Below are 18705 nucleotides of genomic sequence, written 5' to 3'. Positions count from 1 at the left end.
AACGCAACAAATCGTACATTGTTTGTCGAAGATGTGCATGATATCGATCGGATCGTGTATTGGACTAAGGGGGACTGGCCTTGGCGGAAACGAGCGATTTCAAAGCAGAGCCACCCGAGGGGATTGACGCTCTCGGGGCATCAAGCGAGGGCGCCTCGCTTTACGAGCAGATACGGGAAGACATCATCGAGGGACGGCTGGCTGCCAACGAGCGGCTCGTGGTCACCGATCTCGCCCGCCGCCACGGCACATCGACCAATCCCGTGCGCGAGGCGCTGCAGCTGTTGCGCGGCGAGGGCTTCGTCACCTTCATTCCMAACCGGGGCGCGCGCGTCCGGCCTATAGATCAGGATTTTGTCCGCGATATCTACGAGATCGGCGTTCTCATCGAGCCCGCCCTGACGCGGTGGTTTGTCGGGATGGCGACCGAGGAGGACATCGCCGAACTCGAACGGCTCCAGGGCCTGATCGAAGAGAACAACTTCGCCGACACGTTCAGGCACAGCGAACTGGATACCGCCTTCCACACCGTGATGTACCAGCGGCACTACAACCGCCACGCAGCCGAGCTCTGGTGGAAGCACCGCGAAGTGCTGCGGGCCGTGAGCCGCCGTTTCAATTTCACGCTTGCCCGTCGCGCCGCGATCATCCGCGAGCATCGCGAGCTCATCGCGTTGGTAAAATCGGGAGAAGCCGACAAGGCGGCCGAACTCATTGCTCGCCATGTCGAGGGCTCCGGCCGGCATGTTCTCGAACACATGCGCGCGCGCAGCGCTGCCCGGGCAGGGTAGCGGATCCGCAACGTCGTGAGCCTGGCCATTTCAGAGAGGATAGTTCAGATGAAAATCACGAGCATTCGGCCATGGCTGATCAAGTCCGACGCTTCCTACTGGGGAGAGTACCTGTTCGTCGAAGTGACGACCGACGAGGGAGTGAGTGGCTGGGGCGAGATCACCACCACGACAAAGCTCGCCAACCGCGCGCTCTGCACGATCCTGCGGCAGATCGGCGCCGCCGTGACAGGCGAGGATCCGGCGCGCATCGAGCATCTATGGCACAAGGTCTTCCGCAGCTTCACCTACATGGGCAGCCGCGGCGCCGCCGTGGAATGTGTGAGCGCCATCGACATCGCGCTCTGGGATATCCGCGGCAAAGTTCTCGGCAAGCCGATCTACGAGCTGCTGGGCGGACCGGTGCGCGATGAAATCGCACTATACACCCATCCCAACCAGGCCAAATTCACCAGCAAGGAGGCGGTGGTCCGCGAAATTCGCGACATCGTGGAGTCCGGCCACACCGGGCTCAAATTCGATCCGTTCCCCCACCAGGGCCCCAGCGTCGATGGCGTGGCCCGCGAAAGGCGGGACGGCTATCTCGACGGTAGCATGACCCGCAAGGACGAGCGCGAAGCCGCCGAGCTCACCGCTCTCATCCGCGAGACGGCGGGCCCCGATGTCGACATCCTCATCGACGCGCATGGGCGCTTCGATGTTCCGACCGCCATTCGTCTCTGCCGCAGCCTCGAGGAGGCCGGCCAGATCGACTGGTTCGAGGAGCCGTGCCCGCCCGAGAGCCTCAACGCCCTCAAGCAAGTGCGCGAGAAGGTCAGCGCCGCCATCTCCTGGGGCGAGCGCGGCCATACGAAATGGGATTTCGTGCCGGTGCTCGAGGGCAAGCTCGCCGACTACATCATGCCCGACGTCACCTGGACCGGCGGCATCACCGAGCTCAAGAAGATTTCCGCTCTGTGCGAAGCCTACTACGTCCCCGTGTCGCCGCATGACGCCGCCGGACCGATCAACGTGGTCGCGGGAGCGCAGGTGATGATGACGGTTCCCAACTTCTACAAGCTCGAGACCTCGGAGTGGAACCTGGGCAAGTACGACCACCTCATCGACAAGCCGCTCGACGTTTCGAACGGCCACCTCAGGCTGACGACGAAGCCGGGTCTCGGTGTCGAGATGAACCGCGACTACCTGCAGGCCCACGAGATCGAGCTGGCCTAGCAACCCGGCCCAGCATGCGGGTGACAAACCCCGCCAAGCAGAACGAGGATAGGCCATGCCAAAAACGGATGGAGCCGACGCGGCCCTCAATAAGGTCAACACGAATTCCAAGCCGTCCGACCTGCGCATCACCGACATGCGGGTGGCCGAGATCGTCGGCGCGCCATTCACCTCGGCGCTGCTGAAGATCTACACCAACCAGGGGATTGTCGGGCTTGGCGAGGTGCGCGACGGCGCCAGCGCCACCTATGCGCTGATGCTGAAGAGCCGGCTGCTCGGCGAAAACCCCTGCGATGTCGACCGCCTGTTCCGACGCATCAAGCAGTTCGGCGGCCATGGGCGGCAGGGCGGCGGCGTATCGGCGGTCGAGATCGCGCTCTGGGACCTCGCCGGCAAGGCCTATGGCGTGCCGATCTACCAGATGCTCGGCGGCAAGTTTCGCGACCAGGTGCGCGTCTATTGCGATACGGATGCCGAGAAGCCGAGCGGCACCGAGACCGGCAAGCGCCTCAAGGCGCGCATGGAGCGCGGCTTCACCTTCCTCAAGATGGACCTGGGCTTGATGCAGATCGCCCACATTCCGGGCGCTGTGACAGCGCCCGCCGGCGCGCTCGAAGGGTTTCACGCCAATCCGCGCGGCCGCGGCGGCACGATCGAGGAACGCAAGGCCCGCAATCTCGCCTATGACGCGCAGAACGTGCAACACCCATTCACGGGCCTGCATTTTACGGAAAAGGGCATCGACCTGCTCGAGCAGTATATTCACGAGGTTCGCGAGGTCATCGGCTACGAGATCCCCTTGGCCATCGACCATGTCGGCCACATCTCGCTGCAGGACGGCATCCGCCTGTCGCGCCGCATCGAGAAATATGTCCCCGCATGGCTCGAGGACGTCATTCCCTGGCAATACACCGAGCAATACCGGCAGCTGCAGCAGGCGACCTCGGTGCCGATCTGCACCGGCGAGGACATCTACCTGAAGGAAGGCTTCGAGCCTTTGCTTGCGAGCGGCGGCGTCTCCATCATCCATCCGGACCTGCTCACCAGCGGCGGCATCCTCGAGACCAAGAAGATCGGCGACATGGCGCAGGACCACGGCGTCGCCATGGCCATCCACATGGCCGAAAGCCCGATCGCCGCGATGGCCGCGGCGCATGTCGCGACCGCGACCGAGAACTTCATGGCGCTCGAATACCATTCCGCCGATGTCGACTGGTGGGACGACATCGTCACCGGCCTCCCCAAGCCGCTTGTGGAGGACGGCTTCATCACCGTTCCGGACAAGCCGGGCCTGGGGATCGACGATGTGGTCGACGAGGTGATCAGCCAGCATCTGCAGCCTGGTGTCACGGGGATATGGCAATCCACCGGGCATTGGGACAATGAATATAGCTGGGACCGGACCTGGAGTTAGCCCAGCCCCCTTGCCCTCATTCCCCCAGGCTCACAGGGCCACCGACCGACCATTCGCGTCGACCTCTCCCAAGGGAGAGGCGAAGAAAGAAACGGACGAAACCATGATCTACGAACTGCGTATCTATGACTGCCTGCCGGGCAGGCTGCCGGCTTTGCTCAAGCGCTTTTCCGAACAGACGCTGGCCATCTGGGAGAGGCATGGCATCCGCCAGGCCGGGTTTTTCACCACCGCGATCGGCGAGAACAGCAATCGCCTCACCTATTTCCTCGCCTGGGAATCGCTGGCCGAGCGTGAGGCGAAATGGACGGCTTTCGTCACCGATCCGGTATGGCACAGGGCCAAGGACGAGTCTGAGCGCGACGGGCAGATCGTTGCCAATATCAGCAGCCAGCTGCTCACGCCGACAGCTTTCTCGTCTGTGAAGTAGGACTGCGCCATGAAGATCACCGACCTGCGCTGCGCCGTCATCGGCAAGCACCCCATCGTCCGCGTCGTCACCGACGAGGGTCTCTATGGCCTTGGCGAGGTCGAGTTCACCAAGACCTACCTCAAGCCCTTCGTGCTGCATTTCCGCGAGGCGCTGATCGGCGAGGATCCGACCGACGTCGAGCGGGTGATGCTGAAGATCCGCCAGCGCGGCTCATTCAAGCCCTATGGCGCGGCGGTCAGCGCCATCGAGCACGCGCTGTGGGACATCGCCGGCAAGGCCGCGGGTGTGCCGGTCTACAAGCTGCTCGGCGGCAAGGTGCGCGACAAGGTGYGCGTCTATAACGGCTCGATCCGCCGCAAGCGTACGGGCGACCGGCCGGAGGACTACGCGGCCGACGTCAAATGGATGATGGAGCAGCCGCAGAACTTCTTCATGGTCAAGCAGGGCATCTCGTTCCACTCCAACATGAAGGACAGCGTCGAGGGTTTCCACTACGGCGTGACGCAGAAGAAGGCTGGCTATCACGGCGCGATGGATCAGGGCGTGATCAGCGAGCGCGGTTTCAATCACATGCTCGACTGCGTGATCGCGATGAAGGAAGTGCTGGGCGACAAGGTGAGCCTGGCGCTCGACTGCGGGCCGGGCTGGATGCTGCCCGATGCGATCAGGTTCGCCAGGGCGGTCGAGAAGTACAATCTGATGTGGCTCGAGGACATGCTGACCGGCGATTATGTGCCGTGGGTCAATCCCCAGGCCTATCGGGAGCTGACCACCTCAACCTCGACGCCGATCCATACCGGCGAGCAGATCTACCTGCGGCACAATTTCAAGGAACTGATCGAGACCCAGGCCGTGCGCGTCATCGGCCCCGATCCGGCCGACATAGGCGGCATTGCCGAGCTCAAATGGGTCGCCGAGCACGCCTATATGCACTCGATCCTGATGGCGCCGCACGGCACCGCCAACGGCCTGCTCGGCCTCGGCGCGCTGATCAATGTCTGCGCCACCTTGCCCGCGAACTATATCGCCTTCGAATATCCCAGCGCCTCCGACCCTTGGTGGGAGGACCTCGTAATCGGTCTGCCGAAGCAGATCGTGAAGGACAGCATGGTGGATCTGCTGGAAGCGCCGGGGCTGGGCCTCGATATCGACGCCGAAGCAGCACGGAAATATCTCAACGAAGAGGATGCAGGCTTCTTCGACTGAGCTTCCTGGCAACCCGGCCTTTGGGTGCCGGGGACTGCGGCGACTGTGAGGTCGCCGATCAGTTCACTGTGTCCGCCAGTCATGCTCTTGCCGGAACCCGAGGACGTCGCGCAACTTCCGGTTCGAGATCGGTCCTTCGAATACGTCCATGGCGCGGGTGACCGGTATGTTGGGCGCATGCTTCTTGAGAAACTCCGCCGTCGGCAATTCAGACACGATGTTGTCGTTGACGGCGTTGAATATCTGGAACCCCAGGCTGTCCTTCTCGATGCACAGGTGGACGATCTGGCCGAGATCGCGCGCGTCCATATAGGTCCAGGCGTCGCGCCGCCGCTTCGAGGGATCGGCCAGGAATTCCGGAAAGCGGGCATAGTCATGCGGTTCGACGACGCCGCCGATCCGCAGCGCATAGATGTCGGCTCCCGTGCGGGAGGCGAAAGACCGCGCGATCCTCTCGCCCAGCAGCTTGGAAAGGCCGTAACTGTCGGTCGGATCGACGTCGTAATCCTCATCCACCGGAAACGATGAGAAGTCGCGTTCGCCTTCGGCAAAACAGACGCCGTAGACCGTTTCGCTGGAAGCCGTGACGATCTTGCGGACGCCGAGCTTGGTGGCGGCCTCGATCACGTTGTAGGTCGACTGCACATTGGCCGCGAACATGGCGTTGTCCGGCCGCAGGAATATGCGCGGCAGCGCCGCGAAATGGACGACGGCGTCGACCGGGCGGCGGCCCTTGCCGCCGAAATACTCGCTGAACCCGAAATGCAGCGTCAGCGCATTGTAGGTTTCGCCGGCGTCCGCAAGGTCGGTGATGACGGTGTCGACACCCGGCACATCGAGCGGCGTCAGGTCGAGGTTCAGGACCTGATGCCCGCGTTTCAGCAGATAGGGTATGACGTGGCGGCCGATCTTGCCGCTGCCGCCGGTGAAAACGATCCGTTTGCCCATGGCTTCCTCACAACGGGTTCATCCGATCGAACAACGGCATCCGGCCTGCAGGCCGGACGATCCGTTATTCAAAAATGCCGAAGCCGGGCACGGCGTGTTTATGGACGCCATCCATGTTGAGCTCGATGCCGATGCCGGGCACGTCGGACACGGCGATATGCCCGTCCTCGACGATGGACCTCGCGCCGTTCGGCAAGCGGACATAGCTGTCCCATGCTTCCCGCTCCTCGAGCGCGTGCCATTCCAGAACCAGGAAGTTCGGCACGCTGGCGCAGACATGGCATGTCGCCATCGTGCCCAGCGGCGTCGACACCAGATGCGGCGCGAAGGGCACGTAGTACATCTCGGCGAGGTTCGCGATCTTGCGGCTTTCCGCCAGGCCGCCGCATTTCGGCACGTCGGGCATGACGACGTCGGCGCCGTAATTCTGGAACAGCTCGCGGAAGCCCCAGCGCAGGTAGAGGTTTTCGCCGACGCAGATCGGCGTTTTCGTACGCATTCTGATCTGCTTCAGGGCCTCGACATTTTCCGCCGGGATCGGCTCTTCAAGCCACAGAAGATTGAAGCGCTCCATCTCGGCGGCGATGCGGCTGGCGCTGAGCACGTCATAGCGCGCATGCAGGTCGATGCAGAGATCGATGTCGGGGCCGACCGCTTCGCGCACCGCCGCCACACGCTCCACCATGAAGCGGAGTTCCGCGCCGTTGATGGTGTGGTTCATCCGGTCGAATTTTGTTGGATGGTGCAGATTGTCGATGTCGAACTTCAGAGCGGTGAAGCCCTCCTCAACCATGCGGCGGGCGCGGGCCGTACATCCTTGCGGCGATCCCGATTCGTCATCGCCGTCGCCGCAATCGGCGTAGAGCCTTATCCGGTCGCGGAACTTGCCGCCAAACATGCGGTAGAGCGGCTGGCCGGCGGCTTTCGCAGCCACGTCCCATAGCGCCATTTCGAGCCCGGTGAGGGCGATGAGAAAGACGCCGGCCTGCGCGCCGGAAAACACGTGATCGCGGCGGATCTTGTCCCAGCAATATTCGACATTGCGCGGGTCCTCGCCGATCAGCTCCGACTTCAGCTCCGAGATCAGCCCGACGATTGCGGCCGCGCCCGCATCGGGATTGGCTTCGCCATAGCCGGAGATGCCGGCGTCCGTATCGATCCGGATCAGGGTTGCCCTGCCGTGATAGGCGACGACCGCCGTCTTGATGTCCACGATCTTCATCGGATCCTCTCCCCGTCATGGCGCCGCGCTTGCAGGGCGCAAAATTTCGCCTAGAATCTAACTTGTCTAATAAGCATACAAGATTGAATATTGAGACGTAAACCCCCTTTGAAAGGTTTTGCGCGGCGGACCTTTGATGGCGCTCACTAGCATTGAATTATTTGATGAATTCATGACCCTCGATCAGGAATCGCGATTCTCCAGAAAGGCACTTGTTAGACGAGTATATAAGCGTATAAATTCGATGAACGCAGGGCTTGACCCATTCACGCCGCCAACCGGGAGGAAAAGAATGCAACAGCGACAGCTGGGATCGTCGCCGGTGAAGGTATCGGAGATCGGCCTGGGGACCTGGGGTATGTCCGGCGCCTTTTGGGGCGCGGCCGACGACAAGGAATCGATCCGGGTGATCAGACGCGCCCTGGAGCTTGGCACCACGCTGATCGATACGGCCGAGGCCTACGGACACGGCCATGCCGAGGAGGTCGTCGGCGAGGCGCTGGCCGGTCGCCGCGACAAGGCAGTCATCGCGACCAAGGTCGCGCCCAATCATCTCGAACCCGCTGCGATCGAGGCGGCGCTCGACGGTTCGTTGAAGCGCATGCGGACGGACTATGTCGACGTCTATTTCGTCCACTGGCCGAACTCGGATTTTCCGATCGGCCCGACCATGGAGATGATGGAGCGGCTGCGCGCGTCAGGGCGCATCAAGGCAGTCGGCGTCTCGAATTTCAGCGTCGCCGACATGGACAGCGCCCGTCAGCATGGCGTCATCGACGTGCTCCAGCCGCCCTACAACATGCTATGGCGCGAGGTTGAGGCTGAGACGCTGCCCTATTGCCGCAAGCACAATATCGGCGTCATGCCTTACAGCGGTCTCGCCCAAGGACTGCTCACCGGCACGCTGTCACCGGACACTAAATTCGTCGAGGGCGATGAGCGGCGCACGACGGTGCTGTTCCAGCCAGGCACCTATGAGCGGGCTGTGAACGCCGTCGACCTCCTCAAGCCGATCGCGGCACGCTACGGCAAGACGGTTCCGCAGCTTGCGATACAGTGGCTCACCAGCCGACCAGGCGTCAGCTCGCCGCTGGTCGGCGCTCGCACCGTCAAGGAGCTGGAGGAGAACGTCGAGAGCGCCGGCTGGACGATTTCCGATGCGGACATCGCCGCGATCGACAGGATCACCGCGCCCGTCTGGGCGGAAATCAAGGACAAGGGCGACATGTTCGGTTTCCGCGCACGCCAGCGCCAGGAACAACAAGCGAAGAGGGCCTAGCTCACTTCTGCGGGATTGCTCACGTGTCCTCCCGGCACGCTGCGGCGCAGCCAGCGCAAATGCTGGCTGCGCCGCTTCTTCAGCGAGGCAGGCCGACCGCGGTGGTCTTCTTGAGGTGCCGGCGCATCGCTTCCTCGGCCCGCTTTTCGTCGCGCGCCACGAGCGCCTCGTAGATCGCCCGGTGCATTTCAGTTGCGGAGGGAAGCGCATGGGGCATCTGATTGCTGATGCGCCTGCTCGCCATCTGCCACCACCGGGACGAATACATGAAACGGTCGAGAATCCTGTTCTGCGCCGCCCGGCAAATCTCCATGTGGAAATCGAGGTCGAGCTTCAGATAGGCGTCCGGATTGTCCTCGCTTGCCGACATCGCCGCCAGCAAGGTGCCAAGACGCTCGAGCTTTTCCTTGGTCATATGCTTGGCCGCGATGGCGGCGATGGCCGGTTCGATGATTATCCGCGTCGCATGCGCTTCGGCCAGGATCTCGCGCATCTGCTCGGGCGGCAGCCAGTCGATGAGCAATGGGCTGAGATAGTCCCATTCCTCGGCTGGGCGCAGCACCACGCGCCGCCCTTGAGCGATCTCGATCATATCGAGCGACGCCAGGATCTTCAGCGCCTCTCGCGCGACCGCACGCGAGACCCCGAATTCCTGGAGGATCTGCTGTTCCGACGGTCCCTGCCCGCCCGCGACACCGCCGCTGGCGATGCGACGCGCAAGCACGCCCGCCACTTGCTTGGGCAAAGTTTGAAGCTTGACCTCGACGGTATCCATCACTAACATCCACTTGTCTGATAAGCTTATAGGCTGATAGCTAGATATGCAGTCAACTTATCTCATAAAAACGCTCACTAGCCTATAACACGGCCTGCGGAAAGGGATCGAGGCGGTGTCGAGCCGCCATTCTCTGTCGCCGCCGTCCGAGATCACGATCGATACGCCTGCGCAACCGAGCGAGGCGTGTTGGAGCGCAAGTGCCGATCGCCCGGACGTTGCAAGCGTCGTTCGGGACCAATCCACGCAGCCTAGCGGCGGGAGGAGCACGCCGCTGGCTGCCGAGGCTGAAAGTCGTCGGCCGTCCCTGGATGGACCGACCAGTCAAACCAAGGAGGAGATTGTGATGTCCGGAAACTTATCGAGACGCAAATTCCTGGCCGCGAGCGCGGCAGTGACGGCCGGCTCGCTTGCCGCGCCGTGGGTTGCCAGGGCAGACGCCAAAGAGATCACCGCATTGCTGATCACGGGCGGCCCGCTCTATCCCAAATACTGGGAGAAGATCGTTCAGGACTTCACCGCCAAGACCGGCATCAAGGTTCGCTACGACCTTCTGGAATTCACGCCCCTGACGGCGAAGGTGGTCACGTTGAGCGCGGCGCGCTCGAGCCAGTACGACGTCTACAGCACCCACACGGCGCAGATCGATTCCTATTTCAACCATTTCGCGCCGCTGAACAGCTATTTCAGCGACGCCGAACTGGCGGATTTCTATCCGGTCGCGGTCAAATATTTGCGCGATCCCAAGACGGGAAATCTGGCGGCGATTCCGCGCAACATGGATGCGCGCGTTCAGTATTACCGCAGCGACATCTACCAGGAGAAAGGCTTGAAGCCGGCCGAGACCTGGGAAGAACTCGTCGATGTCGGCCTGAAACTCACCGGCAACGGTCACTATGGCCTTGTCGTGCCGGGGCAGGGCGATCCCGCCCAGCGCACTTTCAGCGACCTGCTTTGGCAGGCTGGCGGCGACTGGGTCGACCAGGCGAACAAGCCGGCATTCAATTCCGAAGCCGGCATCAAGGCGCTCACCTTCTACCGCGATCTGATCCAGAAGCACAAAATCGTGCCGTCCGATGCCGTTGGTTATCAATGGAACGAGAACTCGACCGAATTCTCGTCCGGCACGGTCTATGCCACTTTCGATTGGCCGGGCGCCTTCGCCACCCTGTCCAATCCGGAGACCTCGCGCATCGTCGGCAAATGGTCGACAGCTCCCTACGTGCGGGACAAGGCAGCGATTTCATGCGCCATCTCCCATGCCATGGCGCTGAATGGCCAATCCGGACGCAAGGACCCCGCCGTCGAGTTCATCAAATACACGGTCGGTGCGGATGCCCAGCGGCTGCAGTTCGAACAGTTTACCAACTTCCCGAGCAGCCAGGCGATTGCCAAGGAGGTGATCGCCGCGGCGAAAGGCCCGCAGGCCACATGGCTGCAGCAGCTCGAGACGACGATCGCGAACGGCAAGGAATGGCCCAAGCTTGCCGGGTTCTCAAAGGTCTGCACCTTGATGTTCTCGGCCATCGAGCAGGCGCTGTCCGATCAGGTTTCGCCCGCCGACTCGCTCAATCAGGCGGCGACGGAAGCGGAAGAGATCATGCGCCGGGCCGGAGCTTACGACTGAGAATGTCGGCCGTCGCACAGCACCAGGCGCCAGGGCGCCGGCGACGTTCGCCGCTGCCCTACACCTGGCAGAGAGGCTACCTACTGGCCAGCCCGGCGCTCCTCGTCATGCTGGCCATCCTCATCTATCCGCTCGGATACTCCTTCATCATGAGCTTCTTCCGCTGGGATTTGAGCGGCTCGGCGCCATTCATCGGGACCGGAAACTACACCGACGAGCTTTTCGGCCGACAGTTCAACCAGGCGCTGCGAAACCAGACCATTTTCAGCGTCGTTTCCATCACGATCGAAGTGGTGGCCGGCATGGCGATCGCCGTGCTCGTCAACGGCAAATTGCGCGGCATGCGCCTTGCGCGCACGTTGCTTTTGGTCCCGCCGATGATCGCGCCCGCCGTCGTCGGCCTGAACTTCCGCTGGCTGTTCAACACCCAATACGGCTTGGTCGACGCGTTGCTGCGCATGTTCAACCTGCCCGACATCCCGTGGCTCAACCATCCGGCCTGGGCACTCGTCTCGGTGATCGTCGCCGATGTCTGGCAGAACACGCCGCTGATGGTGCTTTTGTTCCTTGCCGGCCTGCAATCCCTGCCGCAGGAGCCGCTCGAGGCGGCCACCGTGGACGGCGCCACGCCATGGCAGCGCTTCTGGCACATCGTGCTGCCGCTGATGCGTCCGGTCATCATGATCGCGCTGATGCTGCGCATCATCGACACGTTCCGCACYTTCGATGTTGTCTGGCTGATGACCCAGGGCGGACCGGGCGGCGCCACCAACCTGCTCACGGTCTATTCCTATCTGCTGGCGTTTCAGGCGGTGGATTTCGGACACGCGGCCGCAGTCTCCTACATCGCGCTGGGCATGTCGCTGTTCGTGCTCGCCCTGCTCTACGGAGTGCCGTGGCTTATTGCGAAACGGAGGGCGATATGACCGAAGCCGTTATCGTCGGCGCGCGTGCCAAGCCAAAGCGGCGGCGCCGCCGGTTCACGGCGGGGATCGCCGGTCAGTATTTGGCGCTGGTCCTGACCGTCGCCCTCACCGTCTTTCCGTTGGTGTGGCTGTTCCTGACCTCGATCCGCAGCTCGGCCGACATATTCTCGGTTCCGGTGCACATCATTCCCGAGACCGCGACGCTGACGCAGTATGTCTCCGTTTTCGCCCAGTACGACACGATGGGCTATGTCTGGAACACCGTCATCGTCTCGGTCGCGACGGTCGTCCTCGTCCATCTGCTGGCCATTCCCTGCGCCTATGCGCTGTCGCGCTTCAGGATGCCGGGCGCCATGCTGATCTTCGGCTTGCTTTTGATCATGCGCATGATCCCGGTCATCGCGCTTGCCATCCCGCTCTTTGCCGTGTTTGCCGCCATGGGTCTGCTCGACACGGTCTGGGCGCTGATTCTCAGCCATACGGCGGCCAAACTGCCCGTCGCCATCTGGCTGCTTCTGGGCTTCATTCAGGACGTGCCGAAAGAGATCGAAGAGGCCGCCCAGTCGGACGGCGCCGGCACCGTGCGCACGCTGGTCCAGATCGTGGCGCCGCTGATTGCGCCCGGCATCGGCGCCAGCGCCGTCATCACCTTCCTCTTCACCTGGAACGACCTCTTGCTCGCGCTAACGCTGACCTCGAGCAAGGCCGCGCAGACGCTGCCGGTCGGGCTCACCAATTTCGTCTCGCAGTTCGGCATCGACTGGGGCGCCATGTCGGCCGCCGGCGTGCTCATGGTCATCCCGACCTTGGTGTTCGTCTGGTTTGCCCAGGGGCTGCTGGTCAAAGGCCTGACCACCGGCGCGGTTCGCGGCTGAGTAGCGGACATAGACCACAGGGCGCTCGACGGCTTCGCCGAGGGCGACTGAGTGACGATCGATGAGGTTGGCGCCTCACCGCACATTGGAGGAAACGGAATGGAAGCTGACCAGATACCTGCGATACAGGACATTTCCCGGCCGCCGCGAGAGCTGGTCGACGCGCTGGCGGCGATCGGTTCGGCGACGCTGGCCAGCGAACTCTACCACAAGATGGGCATTCGCGATCCGCAGATCCGCGGCCCGCGTCCATTGCGTTCTGGCAGCACGGCGGCAGGCCCCGCCCTTACGCTCCAGTGCATGCCGAAGCGCGAGGATCTGTACAACGAGACGGAGTATGAGGAGCCGGAGCGGCAACTGCACCGACACGTGCTTTATCCCACCCAGCCTGGGGACATGGTGGTGGTCGACGCCCGCGGCGATCTGGGCAGCGGCATCTTCGGCGAGATGATGCTGACCTATTTCGCCGGGCGTGGCGGCGCCGGCGTTGTCGTCGACGGCTGCATTCGCGATTCCGCTCAGGCGGCGGCGCTCGACATCGGCATCTGGGTGAGGGGCGTCACGCCGAATTTCCACGCCCAGACCAACATCGTCCCCTTTGCCGTCAACGTTCCGATCGCCTGCTCGAACGTGCTGGTCATCCCCGGCGACATCATCGTCGCCGACGACGATGGCGTGGTCGTCGTGCCGGTTGGCCTTGCTGCCAGGCTGGTCGAGCTCGCGGGCGAGCATATCGAGTGGGAAGAGTTTTCGCGCTTGCGGCTCGCGCAAGGAGGAGACCTGCGGAAATACTACCCGCTGAGTCCCGAGGGCGAGGCTGAATACCACGCATGGCGGCAGGCTCAACGAAAATGAGCCGTGCCGGTACGGGAGAAGAATAGGTGTCAGCAATCGAGATAGAACAGCTCGGCAAGAGCTTCGGCGCGGTGGAAGTTCTGCGCGACGTCAACATCGAGATCGCCAGCGGCGAGTTCGTGGTCCTGGTTGGTCCGTCAGGCTGCGGCAAGTCAACGCTGCTGCGCATAATCGCGGGGCTCGAAGAGCATACGACTGGCGAAATCCGCATCGGCGGGCGCGTCGTCGACGAGATGCCGGCCAAGTCGCGCGACATAGCCATGGTGTTCCAAAGCTATGCCCTCTATCCGCATATGAGCGTGGCCGACAATATGAGCTTCGCGCTTCGGCTGGCCAAGGTTCCCCGGGAAGAGATCGTCTCCAGGGTGAAGATGGCGGCCGAAATCCTCGGTCTGCAGGACCTGCTCGGCCGCATGCCGCGTCAACTGTCCGGTGGCCAGCGCCAGCGTGTCGCCATGGGCCGCGCCATCGTCCGAGCCCCCTCGGCCTTCCTGTTCGACGAGCCGCTCAGCAATCTCGATGCCAAGCTGCGTGTGAAGATGCGTGCCGAGATCAAGAAGCTGCACYAACGGCTGGGACGAACCAGCATCTACGTCACGCATGACCAGACCGAGGCGATGACGCTCGCCGACCGCATCGTGGTGCTCAACAAAGGCCGCATCGAACAGATCGGCACCCCCTCCGAACTCTACGAGAATCCGGCCAATCTGTTTGTCGCAGGCTTTATCGGCTCACCGGAAATGAATCTCATCAACGGTCGCATCCAGGGTGGCGCATTCATCGCGGAGCAGGGCCTGCGCCTGCCCTTGCCGCACGAGACAGGGGATAGGCAAGGTGTGGTTTACGGGATTCGGCCCCAGCACATCGCTGTCGGTGGAAGCCACGCAAGGGCGAGAGTCCAGGTGGTCGAGCCGACTGGTGAAGCGCAGGAAATCACCTTAACCGCCGATGGCGTCGACCTGATGGCGGAGATTCGGGACCGGCCACCCTTCAAGCCGGATCAGGAGGTGAATCTGGAGATCATGATGCATAAGGTGCATCTGTTCGACGCGCAGAGCTGCAGGAGGATAGACTAAGCCTGTCCTCTCCGGGCTGTCCCGGTTCGAGTGTGCTATGCCGGCGGCGTCCTGCCAGTGATGAGATCCGCTGCCTTTTCGGCGATCATGATCACCGCTGCGTTGGTATTTGACGACACGATGCGCGGCATGACCGAGCTGTCGCAGACGCGTAGGCCATGCAGGCCGCGCAGGCGCAACTCGGGATCGACGACGCTGTCGGCATCGCCGCCCATGCGGCAGGTGCCGACCGGATGATAGGCGCTGCGGCCATGCTCGCGGGCGAAGGCTTCGAGCGCCGCACGGCCCTTCGTTGCCGCGCCCGGCAGATGCTCGCGGCTGATGTATTTGGCGAAGGCCGGCTGTGACAGGATCTCCCGGCTCATCTCGATGCCGTCGATGGCGCGTTCGAGGTCGTAGCGTTCGGCGAAGGGATTGGGGTCGATGACCGGCGCGTCGCGCGGGTCCGCCGAGCGCAGAGTGACGCTGCCGCGCGAACGCGGCCGCACATGGTAGGAATTCAGCGTGCAGCCGTTGCCGCCGGGGACCGAGCCTATACCCTCCTCGACGCCGGCGCCGGGCAGGAAATGGAACTGGATGTCGGGCGTCTTCTCCGCGCGATCGCCCCACCAGAAACCGCCTGCTTCGACGATGTTGGAGGCAACCGGTCCCTTGCCGAAGAGCGCGTATTCGAGGCCGGCGACGGCCTGCCAGCGCTTCTTCTTGTAGCGGTCGATGCCGTGCGGCCCGTTAAGCTCGGCGACGACGTCGACATCCATGTGGTCATGCAGGTTCTGGCCGACATTTTTCAGATCGTGCACAATTTTGATGCCGTGCTGCCCTAGCTGCGCGGCCGGGCCGATGCCGGACAGCATCAGGAGTTTCGGGGAACCTATGGCGCCGGACGTGACGATCACCTCGCGTTCGGCGCGCATGAGCTCGGCGCGGCCGTTGACAATGATCTCGACGCCGACGGCGCGGCCGTTCTCGACGACGACGCGGCTGACCGTGGCGTCGGTGCGCAGCGTCAGGTTGTTGCGGCCGAGCGCCGGCTTCAGATAGGCGACCGCCGTGCTCGAGCGCTTCCCGTTGCGTGTCGTCGTCTGGTAGAAGCCGGCGCCTTCCTGCTCGCCGGCGTTGAAGTCGGCGCGGAAGGGCAGGCCGGCCTGCTGCGCCGCCTTGACGAAGATCCTGGTCAAAGGATGCGGCGCGCCGCTGGAAACGCCGAGCGGACCGTCGATGCCGTGCCGGGACCCGGCAAAAGTGTCGTTGCCCTCGGACCGGGTGAAATAGGGCAGCACATCGGTGTAGCTCCATCCGGCGCAGCCGAACGCGGCCGCCCAGTCGTCATAGTCCTGCGGGCAGCCACGCGTGAACACCTGGGCGTTGATCGAGGAGCCGCCGCCGAGCACGCGCGCCTGCGGATAGACCATGACGCGGCCGTCGATCTCCTTGCCGGGCGCCGCGTCATAACCCCAGATCAGCGGTCCCGACGTCATCTTGAAGAAGCCGACCGGCATGTGGATGTAGCGGTCGGTGTCGGGCGGGCCAGCCTCGAGCAGGACCACCGATAGATCGGGATCCTCGCTGAGCCTCGCAGCAAGAACGCAGCCCGCCGAGCCGCCGCCAACAATGATATAATCAGCCATTCCTGCTCCTTGCCGAGGCGAGATCCGACTTCGCTCCTTACGCGCGACGATCTCAAGTCGCTTGTGCCACGTCAAGAGAAAGGGTATGGTTGCCGTGTTGAAGGGTTATCGTACAAGTGGAGGAACTTGACGAGCCGTCAATTGGAGGCCCCGGCCGCGCTCCCTGCGCAAGCGCCGGGCGGGAACAGTTTCAATCGGGAGGTTCAAAAAATGAAGGATGGAAAAGCTCTTACGTTTTCCGGCTCGCTCAGCCGTCGGACGCTGATGATGGGCGCTGCCGCCGGCGCGGCGACGCTGGCGATGCCGAAAGTGTTGCGTGCGGCTGACAAGCCGACGCTGGTGACGTCGATCCGCTCGCTGTCCAATCCCTACCACGCGGTGTGGAAGACCGGCGCCGAGGCCTATGCCAAATGGGCCGGGCTGGAGCACGTCACGCTGGTCTCGGAAGGCAACTCGGAGAAGGGCATTGCCGACATCAAGGCAATGCTGGCCAAGACCGGCGGCAACATGGTGCTCAATTCCGATCCCAACGACACGCCAGATGCGCGCCCGATCGTCGAAGCCTGCGCCAAGGCCGGCGCCTATGTGGTGACGCAGTGGAACAAGCCGGCCGACCTGCACCCGAAGGATTTCAACCCGAACTATGTCTCGCATATCGAGTTCGACGGCATCGCCAGCGGCAAGACCATCGCCGAGATCCTGTTCAAGGCCATCGGCGGCAAGGGCGGCATCGTCGCGCTTGGCGGCCTGATCTCGACCACGGCCGCGATCGAACGCAAGAAGGGCCTCGATGCGGCCCTTGCCGCCAATCCCGACATCAAGCTGCTCGACTTCCAGGTCGCCAATTGGAAATCGACCGAGGCCTTCGACCTGATGGGCAATCTGCTGACCCGCTTCGGCGACGACATCAAGGGCATCTGGGCCGCCAATGACGACATGGGCTCCGGCGCGCTCGAGGCGCTGCGCGCCGAGAACCTCGCCGGCAAGGTGCCGATCGTCGGCGTCGACGGCATCAAGACGGCGGTCGACGCTGTGCGCACCGGCGAGTTCGCCTGCACCGTCACCTCGGATCCGTTCTGGCAGGGCGGCATGGGGCTTGCCATCGGCTACAACGCCAAGATCGGCAAGTTCGACCCGGCCAAGGAGCCGCCGGAGCACCGCGAATTCTACGGCAAGGCGGTGCTGATCTCGCATGACAATGTCGAGGAATATTACAAGACCAATGTCGAGTCGAAGCCCGAGATGGACTGGAACGATCTCTGGGGCCGGGTGACCGGAGCGATCCGCGCCTGACCGCCAGGCGGGCTGCTGCTCCCTGGCGGCCCGCCTCCTCTTGCAGCCGCCGCCTTGATGGTGCGGCGGCCGTCACCAGCAGACGGGAAGCGGTTCATTGACAATCGATACAGAACCCCTGAAGTCCGTTTCGGACATCGAGCGGACGACGCTTATGACATTCCTCCCCGGCCGCATCGCCGGCATGCTCGGCGGCAGGCGCTGGCGCAGCCTGGCGCCGCTGGCGGTGCTGGTCGTTCTGTGCGTTCTCATCACCATTGCCAATCCCAATTTCATCGAGCTGCGCAATCTGGTGCGGCTCGCCAACTCCGCCGCCGTGCCGCTGACGCTGGCGATGGGGCTGACCTTCATCATCCTGATGGGCAGTATCGATCTCTCGGTCGAAGGCACGTTGTCGGTGGCGGCGATGGTGGTGGTGCTTCTCGCCGCCAATGACAGCAACGGCAACGACTATGGCTGGTGGGCCGTGCTGGCGGCGGTCGCCTCGGGCACGATCATGGGGCTCGCCAGCGGTCTCGTCCAGACGATGCTGCGCATCCCATCCTTCATGGCGACGCTCGGCATGTGGTTCATCGGGCTTGGCCTGTCGGTCTACATGCTCGGCGGCTCGGCCATCCGCCTCAACGACGCGTCGATCCGCGACCTGGCGCTGCAGCGCTTCCTCGGGCTGCCGCTGGCGGTCTGGGTCGCGATCGGCGCCTTCGTGCTTGCCGCCGTCATCCAGTATCACACCCGGCTCGGCCGCCACATACTGGCGATCGGCGGCGACGAGGATGTGACCAAGCTCTCCGGCGTCAATGTCACGCGCGTGCGCGTCGCGGCATTCGCGCTGGCCGGCTTCTTCTTCGGCATTGCCGGCGTGCTTGCAGCGGCCCAGCTCGGCCAGTCGCACGCCGTCATCGGCGACGGCAGGCTGTTTGCCGCTGTCACCGCGGTGGTCGTCGGCGGCACGGCGCTGACCGGCGGCGAAGGCGGTGTGGTCAACACGGCTGTAGGCGTGCTGATCGTCACCGTTTTGGCCAACGGCATGATCCTGCTCGGCATCTCGCCCTATATCCAGCAGACGGTGCAGGGCCTGATGATCATCGCAGCGGTGGCGCTGTCGCTCGACCGCGCCCGCCTCAAGATAGTGAAGTGACCGC

The 18705-nt window shown here is 63.3% G+C and carries 17 protein-coding genes; 13 read left to right on the top strand and 4 right to left on the bottom strand.

Annotated elements, in window-relative coordinates:
* Positions 1-80 precede the first annotated feature (80 nt).
* From LCM4577_RS07315 to LCM4577_RS07295, 5 genes are all read left to right on the top strand, one after another.
* Entirely contained in the window at positions 81-791 is a 711-nt protein-coding gene (locus LCM4577_RS07315) for a GntR family transcriptional regulator (RefSeq protein ID WP_040990502.1), read from the top strand.
* A gap of 48 nt (positions 792-839) precedes the next feature.
* Positions 840-2006 (top strand): mandelate racemase/muconate lactonizing enzyme family protein, encoded by a 1167-nt coding sequence (locus LCM4577_RS07310; RefSeq protein ID WP_071070467.1) that lies wholly within the window; start codon positions 840-842, stop codon positions 2004-2006.
* Between the two features lie 55 nt (positions 2007-2061).
* Positions 2062-3420: a mandelate racemase/muconate lactonizing enzyme family protein gene (locus LCM4577_RS07305; RefSeq protein WP_071070466.1), complete on the top strand. Its 1359-nt coding sequence runs from the start codon at positions 2062-2064 to the stop codon at positions 3418-3420.
* 103 nt (positions 3421-3523) lie between these two features.
* Complete coding sequence (locus LCM4577_RS07300) at positions 3524-3850, top strand: NIPSNAP family protein (protein ID WP_040990771.1); 327 nt, start codon at positions 3524-3526, stop codon at positions 3848-3850.
* Positions 3851-3859: 9 nt separating this feature from the next.
* A complete protein-coding gene (locus tag LCM4577_RS07295) occupies positions 3860-5059 on the top strand; it encodes a mandelate racemase/muconate lactonizing enzyme family protein (RefSeq protein WP_071070465.1) in 1200 nt (399 codons plus the stop codon).
* A gap of 63 nt (positions 5060-5122) precedes the next feature.
* Here the strand turns inward: LCM4577_RS07295 and LCM4577_RS07290 are convergent, their stop codons facing one another.
* Complete coding sequence (locus tag LCM4577_RS07290) at positions 5123-6007, bottom strand: NAD(P)-dependent oxidoreductase (RefSeq protein ID WP_071070464.1); 885 nt, start codon at positions 6005-6007, stop codon at positions 5123-5125.
* A gap of 64 nt (positions 6008-6071) precedes the next feature.
* Positions 6072-7229 (bottom strand): mandelate racemase/muconate lactonizing enzyme family protein, encoded by a 1158-nt coding sequence (locus LCM4577_RS07285; RefSeq protein ID WP_071070463.1) that lies wholly within the window; start codon positions 7227-7229, stop codon positions 6072-6074.
* 292 nt (positions 7230-7521) lie between these two features.
* On the opposite strand from LCM4577_RS07285, the gene LCM4577_RS07280 reads away from it, so the two are divergent.
* Complete coding sequence (locus LCM4577_RS07280; RefSeq protein ID WP_071070462.1) at positions 7522-8508, top strand: aldo/keto reductase; 987 nt, start codon at positions 7522-7524, stop codon at positions 8506-8508.
* 79 nt (positions 8509-8587) lie between these two features.
* On the opposite strand, the gene LCM4577_RS07275 is transcribed toward LCM4577_RS07280, so the two are convergent.
* Positions 8588-9283 (bottom strand): FadR/GntR family transcriptional regulator, encoded by a 696-nt coding sequence (locus LCM4577_RS07275; RefSeq protein WP_244508237.1) that lies wholly within the window; start codon positions 9281-9283, stop codon positions 8588-8590.
* Positions 9284-9629: 346 nt separating this feature from the next.
* On the opposite strand from LCM4577_RS07275, the gene LCM4577_RS07270 reads away from it, so the two are divergent.
* The 5 genes from LCM4577_RS07270 (at position 9630) to LCM4577_RS07250 (ending at position 14642) form a co-directional block, all read left to right on the top strand.
* Positions 9630-10910, top strand: a complete 1281-nt coding sequence (locus LCM4577_RS07270) for an ABC transporter substrate-binding protein (RefSeq protein ID WP_071070461.1) — start codon at positions 9630-9632, stop codon at positions 10908-10910.
* Positions 10911-10912: 2 nt separating this feature from the next.
* Complete coding sequence (locus tag LCM4577_RS07265; RefSeq protein WP_052467952.1) at positions 10913-11836, top strand: carbohydrate ABC transporter permease; 924 nt, start codon at positions 10913-10915, stop codon at positions 11834-11836.
* Positions 11833-12711 (top strand): carbohydrate ABC transporter permease, encoded by an 879-nt coding sequence (locus LCM4577_RS07260; RefSeq protein ID WP_052458270.1) that lies wholly within the window; start codon positions 11833-11835, stop codon positions 12709-12711. Before LCM4577_RS07265 ends, LCM4577_RS07260 begins: the two co-directional genes overlap by 4 nt.
* Before the next feature lie 99 nt (positions 12712-12810).
* Positions 12811-13566, top strand: a complete 756-nt coding sequence (locus LCM4577_RS07255; protein ID WP_041010140.1) for a dimethylmenaquinone methyltransferase — start codon at positions 12811-12813, stop codon at positions 13564-13566.
* 26 nt (positions 13567-13592) lie between these two features.
* Positions 13593-14642, top strand: a complete 1050-nt coding sequence (locus LCM4577_RS07250; protein WP_071070458.1) for an ABC transporter ATP-binding protein — start codon at positions 13593-13595, stop codon at positions 14640-14642.
* A gap of 35 nt (positions 14643-14677) precedes the next feature.
* Here the strand turns inward: LCM4577_RS07250 and LCM4577_RS07245 are convergent, their stop codons facing one another.
* Positions 14678-16270: a GMC family oxidoreductase gene (locus LCM4577_RS07245; protein ID WP_041010138.1), complete on the bottom strand. Its 1593-nt coding sequence runs from the start codon at positions 16268-16270 to the stop codon at positions 14678-14680.
* A 210-nt stretch (positions 16271-16480) separates the two neighbouring features.
* Here LCM4577_RS07245 and LCM4577_RS07240 point away from each other — a divergent pair, with 210 nt between their 5' ends.
* Together LCM4577_RS07240 and LCM4577_RS07235 are read left to right on the top strand one after the other, a co-directional pair.
* Positions 16481-17563 carry a sugar ABC transporter substrate-binding protein gene (locus LCM4577_RS07240; protein ID WP_041010136.1) on the top strand — a complete coding sequence of 361 codons (1083 nt, stop codon included), beginning with the start codon at positions 16481-16483 and terminating at the stop codon, positions 17561-17563.
* Between the two features lie 154 nt (positions 17564-17717).
* Positions 17718-18701, top strand: coding sequence for an ABC transporter permease (locus tag LCM4577_RS07235; protein ID WP_041010133.1), 984 nt, complete (start codon positions 17718-17720; stop codon positions 18699-18701).
* Positions 18702-18705 lie beyond the last annotated feature (4 nt).

The organism is Mesorhizobium sp. LCM 4577 (genome assembly GCF_001854795.2).
Lineage (GTDB): Bacteria > Pseudomonadota > Alphaproteobacteria > Rhizobiales > Rhizobiaceae > Mesorhizobium > Mesorhizobium plurifarium.
This window is presented reverse-complemented; position numbering and strand designations above follow the sequence as displayed.